General features: G+C 40.3%; 13 protein-coding genes and 1 pseudogene. 3 read left to right on the top strand and 11 right to left on the bottom strand.

Features of this window, described 5'->3' with window-relative positions; all coding sequences use genetic code 11:
- The first annotated feature begins 49 nt into the window (after positions 1–49).
- The 3 genes from MK482_RS02410 (at position 50) to MK482_RS02400 (ending at position 2,672) form a co-directional block, all read left to right on the top strand.
- Positions 50–859, top strand: a complete 810-nt coding sequence (locus MK482_RS02410) for a Cof-type HAD-IIB family hydrolase (RefSeq protein ID WP_268717885.1) — start codon at positions 50–52, stop codon at positions 857–859.
- Between the two features lie 141 nt (positions 860–1,000).
- Positions 1,001–1,909, top strand: coding sequence for an ABC transporter ATP-binding protein (locus tag MK482_RS02405; protein WP_268717884.1), 909 nt, complete (start codon positions 1,001–1,003; stop codon positions 1,907–1,909).
- 10 nt (positions 1,910–1,919) lie between these two features.
- On the top strand, positions 1,920–2,672 hold the full coding sequence (locus tag MK482_RS02400; RefSeq protein ID WP_268717883.1) for an ABC transporter permease: 753 nt from the start codon (positions 1,920–1,922) through the stop codon (positions 2,670–2,672).
- A gap of 38 nt (positions 2,673–2,710) precedes the next feature.
- On the opposite strand, the gene MK482_RS02395 is transcribed toward MK482_RS02400, so the two are convergent.
- From MK482_RS02395 to MK482_RS02345, 11 genes and pseudogenes are all read right to left on the bottom strand, one after another.
- Entirely contained in the window at positions 2,711–3,589 is an 879-nt protein-coding gene (locus MK482_RS02395) for a sensor histidine kinase (RefSeq protein WP_268717882.1), read from the bottom strand.
- On the bottom strand, positions 3,586–4,287 hold the full coding sequence (locus MK482_RS02390) for a response regulator transcription factor (RefSeq protein ID WP_261052393.1): 702 nt from the start codon (positions 4,285–4,287) through the stop codon (positions 3,586–3,588). Before MK482_RS02390 ends, MK482_RS02395 begins: the two co-directional genes overlap by 4 nt.
- Before the next feature lie 190 nt (positions 4,288–4,477).
- Complete coding sequence (gene aguB, locus MK482_RS02385) at positions 4,478–5,353, bottom strand: N-carbamoylputrescine amidase (protein ID WP_268717881.1); 876 nt, start codon at positions 5,351–5,353, stop codon at positions 4,478–4,480.
- A gap of 9 nt (positions 5,354–5,362) precedes the next feature.
- Positions 5,363–6,448 carry an agmatine deiminase gene (gene aguA / locus MK482_RS02380; protein ID WP_268717880.1) on the bottom strand — a complete coding sequence of 362 codons (1,086 nt, stop codon included), beginning with the start codon at positions 6,446–6,448 and terminating at the stop codon, positions 5,363–5,365.
- The gene (gene nspC / locus MK482_RS02375; RefSeq protein ID WP_268717879.1) at positions 6,445–7,572 is read right to left on the bottom strand and encodes a carboxynorspermidine decarboxylase; all 1,128 of its coding nucleotides are present in this window, start codon (positions 7,570–7,572) and stop codon (positions 6,445–6,447) included. Before nspC ends, aguA begins: the two co-directional genes overlap by 4 nt.
- A complete protein-coding gene (locus MK482_RS02370; protein WP_268717878.1) occupies positions 7,572–8,831 on the bottom strand; it encodes a saccharopine dehydrogenase family protein in 1,260 nt (419 codons plus the stop codon). The genes nspC and MK482_RS02370 overlap by 1 nt, the downstream gene beginning before the upstream one ends.
- Positions 8,828–9,688 (bottom strand): polyamine aminopropyltransferase, encoded by an 861-nt coding sequence (gene speE, locus MK482_RS02365; protein WP_000366713.1) that lies wholly within the window; start codon positions 9,686–9,688, stop codon positions 8,828–8,830. Before speE ends, MK482_RS02370 begins: the two co-directional genes overlap by 4 nt.
- Complete coding sequence (locus MK482_RS02360) at positions 9,689–11,149, bottom strand: aminotransferase class I/II-fold pyridoxal phosphate-dependent enzyme (protein ID WP_268717877.1); 1,461 nt, start codon at positions 11,147–11,149, stop codon at positions 9,689–9,691. It lies immediately after the preceding gene.
- 569 nt (positions 11,150–11,718) lie between these two features.
- A pseudogene (locus MK482_RS02355) lies at positions 11,719–11,835 on the bottom strand (type II toxin-antitoxin system death-on-curing family toxin); the annotation flags it as partial.
- 1 nt (position 11,836) lies between these two features.
- On the bottom strand, positions 11,837–12,553 hold the full coding sequence (locus MK482_RS02350; protein WP_268717876.1) for an alpha/beta hydrolase: 717 nt from the start codon (positions 12,551–12,553) through the stop codon (positions 11,837–11,839).
- A 3-nt stretch (positions 12,554–12,556) separates the two neighbouring features.
- Positions 12,557–12,868: a hypothetical protein gene (locus MK482_RS02345; RefSeq protein WP_000420556.1), complete on the bottom strand. Its 312-nt coding sequence runs from the start codon at positions 12,866–12,868 to the stop codon at positions 12,557–12,559.
- Between the last annotated feature and the right edge of the window lie 96 nt (positions 12,869–12,964).

The following is a 12,964-nucleotide window of genomic DNA, read 5'->3' as shown; positions in this document are numbered from 1 at the left end:
TTCTCCAAAATATGCTATAATAATACCAAAAGATAAAGAAGGAAAACCTATGATTAAACTACTAGCCTTGGATATGGACGGAACCCTCCTCAATGAAGCCAAGGAAATCCCACAAGCTCACATTACTGCCATTCACCAAGCTATTGAAAAAGGTGTTAAATTAGTACTTTGTACTGGTCGCCCGCTTTTCGGTGTCCTCCCCTACTACAAAAAACTGGGGCTGGACCTCCAAAATGAGTATGTCATTGTCAATAACGGTTGTTCAACTCACCAGACAAGTGACTGGGGACTAGTTGACTGGCATGAACTTAGTCCAGCAGACATCGAATACCTCTATGACCTAGCTGAAAAAAGTGATGTTCAGTTGACTCTTTTTGATGAGGAGCATTATTTTGTCCTCGGTGGCAAGCCCAATCAAGTCATCCAAAATGATGCCAAGCTAGTCTTTTCAGACCTGACTGAAATTTCTCTTGAGGAAGCGATCAGTGGCAAATATCGCATGTTTCAAGGTATGTTTTTGGGGACAGAGAGCCAAACGAACGATTTTGAGCAGCGTTTTGCTGAGGAGCTTTGCCAACGATTTAGTGGAGTTCGTTCACAGCCTGTCATTTATGAAGCCATGCCACTTGGTACGACAAAGGCTACTGCTCTTTCACGACTGACAGAGATTCTGAAGATTGATTCCTCAGAAATCATGGCTATGGGCGATGCCAATAACGATATTGAAATGCTCCAGTTTGCAGGCCTAGGCATTGCAATGGGAAATGCCAGCGATTATGTCAAATCCCTAGCTGATGACGTTACAGCCAGCAACGAAGAAGACGGCGTTGCGCGTGCCATTGAGAAATATATTTTATAATTAAGAAGCCCAGTTCATGCCAACTGGGTTTTGATATTTAAGAATGCCTAAAACTTTAGAAACTCTTTAGAAATCTTTGAGCTTTCTTTGATTTCTATGCTTTATACTAAAGTTATCAAAATAAATCAAAAGGAGAGAATCATGAAAACAGTACTTGACATTCATGGATTGTCCAAAAACTTTGACAAACAAGCTATTCTTCAGGATCTTCATCTAACGATAAGAGAGGGAGATATTTATGGACTTATTGGAAAGAACGGAGCTGGGAAGACCACTTTGATAAAAATCATTACGCAACTACTGTTTGCGGATAAAGGAACTGTTTCCCTCTTTTCTAGTCAATCGGAAAATGAGTGGACCAAGGCCCTATCTCGAGTAGGTTCTGTTATCGAATCACCTGTAGCTCATAATCATTTAACAGCCTATCAAAATCTGAAATATTATTGTATGATTCGCCATATTCCAAATGCTGATCAAGTCATTCGAGAAACGCTGGACTATGTAGGTTTACCAGATACAGGTAAAAAAGTCTTTCGTGATTTCTCGCTAGGAATGAAACAAAGACTTGGTATTGCCATTGCTCTTCTATCCAAACCAGACTTCCTGATCTTAGATGAACCTATCAACGGTCTCGACCCAATCGGTATCAAAGAATTTCGACTAATGATTCAACGACTAAATCAAGAAAAAGGGATAACCATTCTCATCTCTAGCCATATCTTGTCAGAACTCTACCTCGTAGCTAATCGTTTTGGTATTTTAGATCAAGGCAAGATTATCCGTGAAATCAGCAAAGCTGAATTTGAAACACTAAATGAGGATTATATTGTGCTTAAGACAGCCGACCAAGAGAAAGCTTGTCAAGTATTGAAAGAACAAATCCAGCTCCAGTTCAAGGTTGTCAATCCTGAGAATGAAATCCACATCTTTGGTCAGGAACAAGATGTCAAACAGATTCTCAAGGAATTAACCTTGGCAGATGTTGCCATTGACGAGATTTACTATGCCCGTCAAAACCTAGAAGAATACTTCACTCAATTGGTCGAATAGGAGGAAAATCATGATACATACCATTCAAGCAGACTTTTACCGTCTTTTCCGTTCCAAAGGATTCTGGATTACAGAGTTCATTCTCTTTGCTCTCATGCTAATGGGCGCAACTGTAGGAGCTACGGGGAAACTGATGGCAATTCAGACAGAAGAGCCAGAAATTCCAACCCATGGTTGGGACGGTGTACAAGCCCTGATTAACGCATCTAGTCAAGGTTCAAACCTCGTTTTTCTCTGTATTATTCTAACTTGCCTAGTTTTAGGTGTTGATTTAATCGGAAAGCTCTATAAAAATAGTTTGACAGTAGGTGTTTCTCGTACAGAGTTTTTCCTTGCTAAAGCCTTTGTAGTGGCTTGTATTGCACTATTGCAACTTATCATCAGCCTTGTTATTGCCTTTATTCCAGCAACTATCTTAAATGGATTTGGCACTATGCCTGATGGCTTTATTGGAAATCTACTGATAACCATTTCCCTTCAATTCCTTTGCCTCCTTGCTTGGCTTTCCATTGTTTCCTTTATTCTCTATGTGAGTCATTCTTATCTTGCAGTATTTATTGGTTATTTGGTCAGCTCTATCTTACTTTCTATGCCAATGCTCATTTTTCCAAATATCAAAATTTTGCCATATTTGTCCTTGCAGTTTGCCTATGCTATGACTGCTAATAGTGAGTCAATTCTCTACACATTTATAGTTAGCTTAGCTGTTATTGTAATCTTTAATATAGGTGGACTGACAGTTTTCAAAAAGAAAAGTCTATAAAAATGACCTCCTCTAGCCTACAGAGGAGGTTTCTTCTGTTAAAAATAAATAAAGACCGAAAACCATTCACCATCAGTGGCTAGCTTCATATCTGCTCCAAGAAGATGAACTAATTCCTCGGTAATATAGAGACCTAAACCAGAGGATTCTTCAGTATCCGACATATTTTCAGAATAAAAACGATTGCTGAGATTTTCTATTCTTTTGATGGGCTGTTTGACAAGGTTTGCAAGTTCTAAGACAAGCTGTTCCTTTTCCTTTTTCAAAGATAGCCGTGCTTCTTTCTTGCCATGTTTGAGGACATTCCCAAGCAAATTTTGTAAAATGCGATCCAGCAAGTCTTCATCAGTCCTCGTTTTTAAACTAGCTTGAACCTGAAAATCAAGCGTGATATTTGCCGCCTGAAAAACATCATAATAAGCCAGAGTCTTCTTGGTAATAAAAGCTGAAAGATCCACTTCTTCCAGTTTCGGTTTGACAGCTCCTTCCATCAAACGACGATATTCTAGGAGAGCCTCCAAACGTTTGGAAACTAAATCAAGATGCTGGGCTATTTTTTGTAAGGTTTCTGATTTGTCTTCAGGAGATTTTATCAATTGTTGGGTGTAGCCTGACGCGATAGTCAGAGGCGTCCGAATATCATGGGCGATATTGCTGATGGCCATATCCAGAGTCTGCTTTTCCCTTTTCATCACCAATCTAGATTGCTCTACTTCCTGAAATAGATTCTCAATCTGCTGGTATAGATGTAAAAAATGTTTGGAAAAAATGCTGACTCCGACTCTTTTCATACTACCTGTGAGAATCTTGTCTTCAATCTGTTGACTCAAGTTTTTAAGTGCTATATGGTAGCGAATCAATGCAATCGATAAAATAATTAGGAGTACCAGTAGGATAAAGATTATCATGTAGGTCATTGCTTGTCTCCTTTTAATCTTACCCCAACTCCCCAGATGGTTTCAATATATTCTTGATTTGGGTCAAGCTGGTTTAATTTTTTACGAAGATTACTCAAATGCGTATTGAGAGTATTATCTCCAGATAGATAGCTCTCCTCCCAGACCAATTCATAAAGTTCTTCTTTTGTAAAAATTTTCTTAGGGTGTTTAAGGAGAGTTTGGAGAATTAAGCATTCTTTCTTGGCAAGGCGAATCGTTTCCTGACTATTTTTGATTTCAAAACTTTCGGCATCAAACTGGATATTTTTCAAGTTTTGTGGCAGATTTTCAGTTTTTTCTATTTCCATAGGCTGTTTTTCTACACTTTGGCGTAACTGAACAGTAACTCTTGCAAAGACTTCATCCAAATCAAAAGGTTTCACTATGTAATCATTGGCACCGTCTAAAAGATATTGGCTGATAAGTTTTTTATCGCTCAAAGCCGTTAGCATAATGACTGGAGTTTGACTTTGTTCCCTAATAGATTTTAAAACCTGATCCCCATTTTTCCCAGGAAGCATGATATCAAGCAAAACGAGGTCAATCCCACCTTGGTCAAAACGCATGATTCCTTCTGTACCAGAAAAGGCTTGAATCACCTCATGCTCCTCAGTAAGAAGTGTTCGCAAAATTTCTTGAATGTCACTATTGTCTTCAATAACCAGTATCCTAGCCATAAACACCAACCTTTCTGCAACTATTATAGCATGTTTTATTGATAAAGCTTAAACAGAAAAGCTCCTCGCATCAAAGTGCGAGAAAGCCTTAGAGGGTTAAAATATAAAATTCACTTACTAGATAACATAGTATCCCTATAGTTACTAGTGAAAACGAGTCTAGCAGAATGAATCTATCATTTCTCTCCTACTAGTCCGTAATCCGTTGATACATTTCTGGTCTTCTATCTCGAAACAGTCCCCAGTTTAGGCGTTCGCTTGCTCCCTTGTCTAGGTCATAAGTAACTAACAGAACAGCTTCAGCTTGTCTTTCAGCTAGCTCTAGAATAGCTCCTGTTTCATCCGTCATAAAGGATGAACCGTAGAAGTCAAGACTGGAACTCTGTCCACCATTTTCCTCACTTGGAGTGACTTCCTCTAATCCATAACGATTGGCTGCGATGACTGGAACAATATTTGCTGCTGCGTGCCCTTGCATGGTACGTTGCCAATGACCACAACTGTCCGTATCTAGGATAGGCTCAGAGCCAATAGCAGTTGGATAAAAGAGCAATTCTGCCCCATTTAATGCGAGACAGCGCGCTGTTTCAGGGAACCATTGATCCCAACAGATACCGATCCCAATCTTGGCATAGCGAGTATCCCAGACCTTGAAACCTGTGTTGCCAGGCGTGAAATAAAACTTTTCTTGATAATAATGATCATCTGGTATGTGGGTCTTTCGATAAACGCCCAGCACTTCCCCATCTGCATCAATGACGGCAATAGAGTTATACAAGACATTACCATCTTTTTCATAGAAACTGATTGGTAAAACGACCTTTAGCTCCTTGGCAATGGTTTTAAAATGCTGAATGGCGGTATTTTCTGTCACCGACTGGGCAGACTGGTAGTAGTCATACTGACGTTCCTGACAAAAGTATGGACGTTCAAATAATTCGGGTAAAAGAATAATTTGTGCACCTTGTTCTGCAGCCTGACGTACTAAACGCTCTGCGGTTTGAATATTTGTTGCCACATCCTTAGCGCATTGCATCTGAATGGCTGCAACTCTTACATTTCTCATCTTTTTCTCCTATTCTGGGATTTGTTGGGTGATACAGTGGATATTGCCACCACCTAAGAGAATATCTCTAGCTGGTATTCCGGCAACTTTACGGTCTGGGAAACACTTACTGAGGATATCTAAGGCCACTTGGTCGTTTTTATCCTGAAACTGAGGAACTAGGACAGCCTTGTTGGCGATATAAAAGTTTACATAGGAAGCAGCGAGCCTTTCACCTGCGTATCGCTCTTCTTCTCCTTCTTCATAGATGTAGCCTGGCAAATCTTCTTTGGTTACAACTTGATGAAGAGCTGGAATTGGAAGTTTATGAATGGTGAAGTGACGACCTTTTGCATCTGTTTCCTTTTCTAAAAGCGCTAAATCAGCTTTTGACATGGCATACTGGGGATCGTTTTGATCATCTGTCCAAGCCAAAACAAGCTCTGCAGGACCAACAAAGGCAGCAACGTTGTCAACGTGTTCATTGGTTTCATCCTGATAAATACCATAAGGAAGCCAAATAACTTTTTCAGCTCCAAGGCACTCTAATAAGGTATTTTCGATTTCTTCCTTACTAAGATGAGGATTGCGACCAGAACTAAGCAAGCAACTTTCAGTCACGAGAATGGTTCCTTGACCATCGCTATGTATCGCTCCGCCTTCTAGGACAAAAGGTTTGGCATCATAAACAGGCATTTCCAAGGCCTCAGCAAAACGACTGGCTACTTGGTCATCCTCTTCATAGTCTTGGTAGAGACCATCAACAGCACCACCCCAAGCATTGAAAGCCCAATCCACGGCTAATTTCTGGCCTTTATCATTGACAAGAATAGTCGGACCTGTATCACGGGCCCAGGCGTCATTGGTGGGAATGTCTAGATAAATAACGCTATCTCCAAGGTAGTTTTGGGCTTCAGATAGATAGTCCTGCTCCACCAAAAGATAGACTCTTTCCCCTTCTGCTATGGTTTTGATAATCTGGCTAAATGCTGCTTTAGCAGCTTTTCCTTGAAAAGGCCATGATCCTGGTCGAGTCGGCCATATCATGAAGGTACCATGATGGGGTTCGTACTCTGCTGGCATATGATAACCTAATTTTTTTGGACTGTCCATCATGATAATCTCCCTTTAAAGTCTTGATATCCGAAAGCTTTGACTAAGCTGCAGTCACCCTGCTCGTCCATGAGATAGAGACTTGGCAATCCAATACCATTAAAGGTATTATTTTTAACAAATGAGTAAATAGCCATGTCCTCAAAGTAAAGTCTATCTCCAATCTCAACAGGATTTTCAAAACTATAATCACCAATCACATCGCCTGTCAGACATGTATTGGAAGAAAGTCTATAAGTATGGGCTTTTTCCTGTGCCTCAAAGCCATTTCTCAAAGGTGGACGATAGGGCATCTCAAGTACATCAGGCATATGGCAGGTCGCAGAGGCATCTAAAACCAAGCTTTCCATACCGTTTTCTACAATATCTAATACCTCAGTTGCTAGATAACCCGCATTGAGTGCAATGGCTTCACCCGGCTCGATATAGATTTCAAGATTGTAAGTTTCTCGGATACGCTTGATTTCTGAAATCAGCAAATCCACATCGTAACCTTCTCTTGTGATGTGGTGTCCGCCCCCCATATTGAGCCATTTGACCTGATGCAAATACGTTCCAAATTGCGCTTCTACTGCTTTCAAAGTTGTCTCTAAATCATCCGAACCTTGCTCACAAAGGGTGTGAAAATGAAGACCATCCACCAAATCTAGTAAATCACTCGGAATCCTGTCTAGAGTGACTCCAAAACGAGAGCCTGGAGCACAAGGGTCATAAAGCGCGTGGTCACCTTGCGTTGAACATTGAGGGTTTATGCGCAAACCAACACTGATACCAGCATCTCGACAACGAGGCCCATGTTTACGCAACTGTCTCTCTGAGTTAAAGACGATATGGTCCGTTATCTTTAGCAATTCCTCCAAGTCTGCATCCTTGAAAGCAGGCGCAAAGACATGGACTTCCCCAGAGAATTCTTCCCTAGCTAGCTTAGCTTCATAGAGTCCACTGGCTGTCGTACCTGATAGATACTGGCTAATCAAGGGATAGGTTTTGTAGAGGGAATAGGCCTTCTGGGCAAGCAAAACCTTGCAACCTGCTTTTTCTTGAACTTCATGAAGAATTTTACAGTTAGATTCTAAACGGGCCAAGTCAATAACATAAGCTGGTGTTGGTACTTGTTCTAGCTTCATTAGTCCACCATTTGTGGATTTTCAACCACAACCCAAGGCAAACCATACTCATTCAAAGCTTCCATGAATGGATCTGGATCCAACTCTTCAAGGTTATACACTCCAGCTTGTTTCCAAGTACCGTTCATAACCAATTTTGTCCCAATCATGGCTGGAACGCCTGTCGTGTAAGAAATTGCTTGTGAACCAACTTCTGTGTAACATTCCTGATGGTCGCAAACATTGTAGATGTAAATGGTCTTTTCAACGCCATCTTTTACACCTGTAAAGATACAGCCGATATTGGTTTTACCAACCGTGCGCGGTCCAAGGCTAGCAGGATCTGGAAGCAAGGCTTTCAAAAATTGGATTGGAACGATGTCTTGACCATTGAAATTAATGGTATCCGTACGAAGGAGACCGACATTTTCCAAACATTTCATGTGCGTCAAGTATGATTGACCAAAAGTCATAAAGAAACGAATGCGTTTGACACCTGGAATATTCTTGGCCAATGATTCAATTTCTTCATGGTGAAGGAGATACATATCTTTTTGTCCAACTTGAGGGAAGTCATATTCACGCTTGATAGACATAGCTTCGACTTCGACCCATTTTCCATCTTCCCAGTAAGAACCTGGTGCAGAAACCTCACGGAGATTAATTTCTGGGTTAAAGTTGGTTGCAAATGGATAACCGTGGTCACCACCATTACAGTCTAAAATGTCGATATAGTTGATTTCATCAAAATAGTGTTTGAGGGCATAAGCTGAAAAGACACTGGTCACACCTGGGTCAAAACCAGAACCAAGAAGAGCGGTCAAGCCTGCTTCTTTGAATTTTTCCTGATAAGCCCATTGCCATGAGTAGTCAAAGTAGGCTGTAAAACCAAGTTCCTTACAACGTTTCTCATAGATGGCACGCCATTCAGGGTCTTCTGTGTCTTCTGCTTCGTAGTTGGCTGTATCAATATAGTGAACTCCAGTCGCCAAACATGCGTCCATAATGGTTAAATCTTGATATGGTAGTGCTACGTTCAAAACTGCTTCTGGCTTGTAGCTTTCAATCAGGGCAATCACTTCTTCAACCTTATCAGCATCAAGGGCAGCTGTCTCAATCTTTGTACTTGTTTTGCCTTCCAGTTTAGCTTTCAAGTCATCACATTTTGACTTGGTACGGCTAGCAATCATAATCTCTGTAAACGTTTCGCTATCTTGACAAATCTTTGAAATAGCAACTTGGGCAACGCCCCCGCATCCAATAACTAGTAAACGACTCATTTTTTTCCTTCCTCTTCTTCTAAAATGTCCTCAACATACTTGGGCAACATAAAGGCTCCCACGTGTAAGTTTGCAGTGTAGTATTCTGTGAAAAGCTGGCGTTTTTTCCAGCCTTCCTTGTCAAAATCTTTGACAGGGTGATATTTTTTCGAAGCAAATCCAAACAACCAATAGCCAGCTGGACTGGTTGGGATATGGGCTTGGTAGACCCGACTAATTGGAAAGGCTTGATTAACCTTACGGTGCATGCTTCGGCAAGCCGACTCATCCTCGTCAAAGAAGGGACTACCATGCTGGTAAATCATGATGCCGTCTTCTTTCAAGGCTCTGTAACTGTTGCCGTAAAATTCCTTGGTAAAAAGCCCTTCCGTATGTCCAAATGGATCTGTCGCATCGTTGATGATAATATCGTAATCATCTTCGCAGTTTCGCAAAAAGCGTAGCCCATTTTGGTAGTAAATGGTAACACGAGGATCATCTAGCCCTGCGGCAAAATCTGGAAAATATTCTCGGCAAACCTCAACCAACATCTCATCCGGTTCCACAATATCGATTTGCTCCAGTTCAGGATAGAGTGTTAATACTTGGGCAACACCTCCGTCACCACCCCCAATAACCAAGACTTTCTTGGGATTGGGGTGGACAGCCATGGGAACGTGGACAGTCATTTCATTGTAGACAAAATCATCCGCATCTGAGAACAAAACATGCCCATTTAAAATCAAAATCTTTCCAAAAGCTGGCGTATCCAAGACTTCGATATCCTGCCATTCACTTTTACCAGCGTAGAGTTGCTTGGCTGTTCTCAGGGACAATTTCACATCTGGAGTATGAACTTCAGAAAACCATAAATCCATCTAGTTCTCCTTTCTCTTAATGACGTTGATGTGATTGACCTCTGGATCTTCCGTCCCTTGGAGGGAGCAACCACGTTCCTTGGCAAATTGGATATAGTCTACAATTTCACGTGTAATGCGTTCACCAGGAGCCAAGATAGGGATTCCTGGAGGGTAACACATAACAAATTCTCCACAGACTTGTCCAACAGATTCGTCTAAAGACAAACTTTTTCTCTCTGAATAGAAGGCTTCCTGAGGAGATAAAACCAACTCGGGTTGGATATATTCTCCAGCTATCAAGTCCTTCCCATCTCGTGAATATAGTCTCTTGATATCTGCTAAAGCACCAACTAATCGTTCAATGTCTTGGATACGGTCACCAATCGAAATATAGGCCAAGATATTGCCAATATCACCAAACTCAATCTGAATGTCGTATTCGTCTCGTAGGAGGTCGTAAACCTCGATACCTGTTAAGCCAATACCCTGAGTATAAACGGACAGCTTGGTCACATCAAAATCGCAAACGGACACTCCGTCTATTAACTCTTTTGAGTAGGCATAGTATCCACCGATAGCATTGATTTCACGGCGAGCATACTCGGATAGCTCAATGACCTTCTCAAAGGATTCTTTACCACGAAGGGCCAAGTTGCGACGCGAAATATCCAAACTAGCCATCAACAAGTAAGAGGCGGATGTTGACTGGGTCAGGTTTATAATCTGACGAACGTATTCAGGATTCATCTGCTCCCCGATTAAAAGAAGCGAACTTTGTGTCAAACTCCCACCAGACTTATGCATGGAAACTGCTGCCATATCAGCACCTGCATCCATAGCAGAAATTGGAAGTTTATCTGTAAAATGCAAATGCGCTCCGTGGGCTTCATCCACTAAAACCATCATGCCAGCTTCATGAGCCATTTCCGTTAAACCCTTGAGGTCTGAACAAATTCCATAGTAAGTAGGATTGTTAATCAAAATAGCCTTAGCATCTGGATGGTCCTTTATGGCCTGGGCTACTCGGTCATTTTCAAGACCTAAAGCGATACCAATCTTAGGATCCACACTCATCTCTATATAGATGGGAATGGCACCACATAGAACCAACGCATTAATAGCAGATTTATGGACATTTCGTGGCAGAATAATCTTATCTCCAGCCTTGCAGGTGGAAAGAATCATAGTCTGTACCGATGAAGTTGTTCCTCCAATCATGAGAAAAGCATGGCTAGCTCCAAAAGCATCTGCAGCCAGCTCCTCTGCATCCCGAATAATCGAAATGGGGTGACCAAGATTATCCAAGGGTTTCATCGAATTGACATCAATTCCAACGCATTTTTCTCCTAGTAGTTCAACAAGTTCTGGATTTCCCCGTCCACGCTTGTGACCTGGAACATCAAAGGGAACAATTCTTTTCTTGCGTAACTTTACCAAGGCCTCATAAATTGGGGCTTGGTTTTGATCTAACTCTTTCAAGACATACTCCTTTCAATATTTTTTAGGACCTTATGAAAACTAAGGAACTAAAGGTTGACTCATGAAAAAAGAACAGGTTTTCACCTGCTCTGCAATCTTCTGACGTGTTTATTTTGGTTTCTGTTGAGTATGTCTGTTCCTGATGTTTCCTAACTCTCTAGTAGCAAATATTACGTACTTTATTGATCGTTTCACAAGATGACGTGTGCTTTCACCACACTAAAATTTATGAATTAGGATAAGTGTCCTAACATCAACTTATAAAAGTAGGCTTTTAACCCTATCAATAATGTGGTTTTTCAACCACGCTTCGGCATTCAACCCTGCCTGTCCGTAGGCGTTTTTTACTCGGGTTTATATTTGCTAGAAAACATCATCTCATTTTCTAAGCTTTATTACTATATCATACTTCCAACATTCTGTAAAGTACTTTTTTAAAAAAATATCTACTTTTGTTCGGAAATATAATATTTTATATAGATTTGAATAAGTTGTATAATGTGAAAGCGGATATAAAAAGAACTAGCCTACTAGTTCTTGTAAATGTATCTTAACGAATCTTGTGCTTATTTAATGGTAACAGAAAAACCATAGCCATTTAATTGTATAAATTTCACCAAAACGAATAAAGCAGTTCGTTTATTAGCATTGGCAAAAACATGCTTTTTTTCAAGCAATACAAGTAGCTCATTGAGAATAAGCGAGCCACTCATTAATCAGACTAGCGACTTCTCTAGGTGCTTCAGTATAAAGCTCATGGCCAAAGTTCTCTAGAAAAATAGTATCAAAATAATCTGGCAATTCTTTTAAGGCTTCCTCTCTCCATGTAGCTTCATTAGAATAGCAAGGACTGATAAACAAGGTATCTCCCACTTCTCTTTTAAAAGCTTGTATTTTCCTCCGTAGGCGGAGTATCGCTTCTATATTTTCATAGTTTATAGATAACTCATATCTATTATACTCAGAATTCCAGTGATAGGACTGTCTTACGGCTTTCTCCATATTTTCTGACCAATGCTTTGCTTCAGATTTTTCTTTAGAAATAAGAACATCTAAGTCCGAAATAATTTGAGATTTGATATAGTTTTTAGTTTCCTCTAATTCCACATCTAAAGTTAAAATCTTATCTAAATCTAGATAGCCACCATCCAAAAGAATCAGTTTTGTCACTTCATAAAATTCCGATGCGAGATAACGAGCCAAATCTCCTCCAAGAGAATGACCTATCAAACAGATAGATTCTTCCTCTACAATCTCATTTTTAAACCATGATTTCAATTCTGTTTCATCTCGAAGACGCTTTTCATATGGATTTAGAAAGTAAACCTGCGAATCTAGTTCTTGAAGAAAATCCTTGCTATGATAGACATTGCTTCCCAAACCGCCAATAAAATATTTTTTCATTCTCTACTTAATACTATGCTTATTCATTTTTTGTTCAAAGATAGTCGTGATAATCTGACGCAATTCTTCGCGTTCTTTTTCTGGAATTTCACCACTTGTTTGAGCTGCAGCGTAGAGTTCAGGGTGTTCAATTGAAATGCGTTTAATCGTACGTGTCGTAGCATGTTTTCTGACAAAAAACGGAATTCGCTTAATCAAGTCTTGTGGTACTAGCGCAAGAATCTTCTCAGCAGTTTCCTTGTCACTAATCTTAGACGTCGTAAGTCCCTTCTTAATCATTTCTTGTTCTTTTTCTGTAAAATCTTTTAATTCCATTCGTTCAGTCCTCCTATTTTCTTTAAGTTAAATTATATACCAATTGTAGCAAGACGACAAATAGTCTGTTTGTAAAATCTTCTCTATACTACAACT

It is taken from the genome of Streptococcus mitis (assembly GCF_026782865.1).
Lineage (GTDB): Bacteria > Bacillota > Bacilli > Lactobacillales > Streptococcaceae > Streptococcus > Streptococcus mitis_CG.
Note: the sequence above shows the minus strand (reverse complement) of the source record. Positions and strands in the feature narration are given on the sequence as shown.

Excerpts from the sequence above, each read along its gene's own strand:
- MK482_RS02390 (WP_261052393.1), bottom strand. The coding sequence starts at position 4,287 with ATGGCTAGGATACTGGTTATTGAAGACAATAGTGACATTCAAGAAATT.
- MK482_RS02395 (WP_268717882.1), bottom strand. The coding sequence starts at position 3,589 with ATGACCTACATGATAATCTTTATCCTACTGGTACTCCTAATTATTTTA.
- aguA (WP_268717880.1), bottom strand. The coding sequence starts at position 6,448 with ATGATGGACAGTCCAAAAAAATTAGGTTATCATATGCCAGCAGAGTAC.
- speE (WP_000366713.1), bottom strand. The coding sequence starts at position 9,688 with ATGGATTTATGGTTTTCTGAAGTTCATACTCCAGATGTGAAATTGTCC.
- aguB (WP_268717881.1), bottom strand. The coding sequence starts at position 5,353 with ATGAGAAATGTAAGAGTTGCAGCCATTCAGATGCAATGCGCTAAGGAT.
- MK482_RS02400 (WP_268717883.1), top strand. The coding sequence starts at position 1,920 with ATGATACATACCATTCAAGCAGACTTTTACCGTCTTTTCCGTTCCAAA.
- MK482_RS02370 (WP_268717878.1), bottom strand. The coding sequence starts at position 8,831 with ATGAGTCGTTTACTAGTTATTGGATGCGGGGGCGTTGCCCAAGTTGCT.
- MK482_RS02405 (WP_268717884.1), top strand. The coding sequence starts at position 1,001 with ATGAAAACAGTACTTGACATTCATGGATTGTCCAAAAACTTTGACAAA.
- MK482_RS02345 (WP_000420556.1), bottom strand. The coding sequence starts at position 12,868 with ATGGAATTAAAAGATTTTACAGAAAAAGAACAAGAAATGATTAAGAAG.
- MK482_RS02350 (WP_268717876.1), bottom strand. The coding sequence starts at position 12,553 with ATGAAAAAATATTTTATTGGCGGTTTGGGAAGCAATGTCTATCATAGC.
- nspC (WP_268717879.1), bottom strand. The coding sequence starts at position 7,572 with ATGAAGCTAGAACAAGTACCAACACCAGCTTATGTTATTGACTTGGCC.
- MK482_RS02410 (WP_268717885.1), top strand. The coding sequence starts at position 50 with ATGATTAAACTACTAGCCTTGGATATGGACGGAACCCTCCTCAATGAA.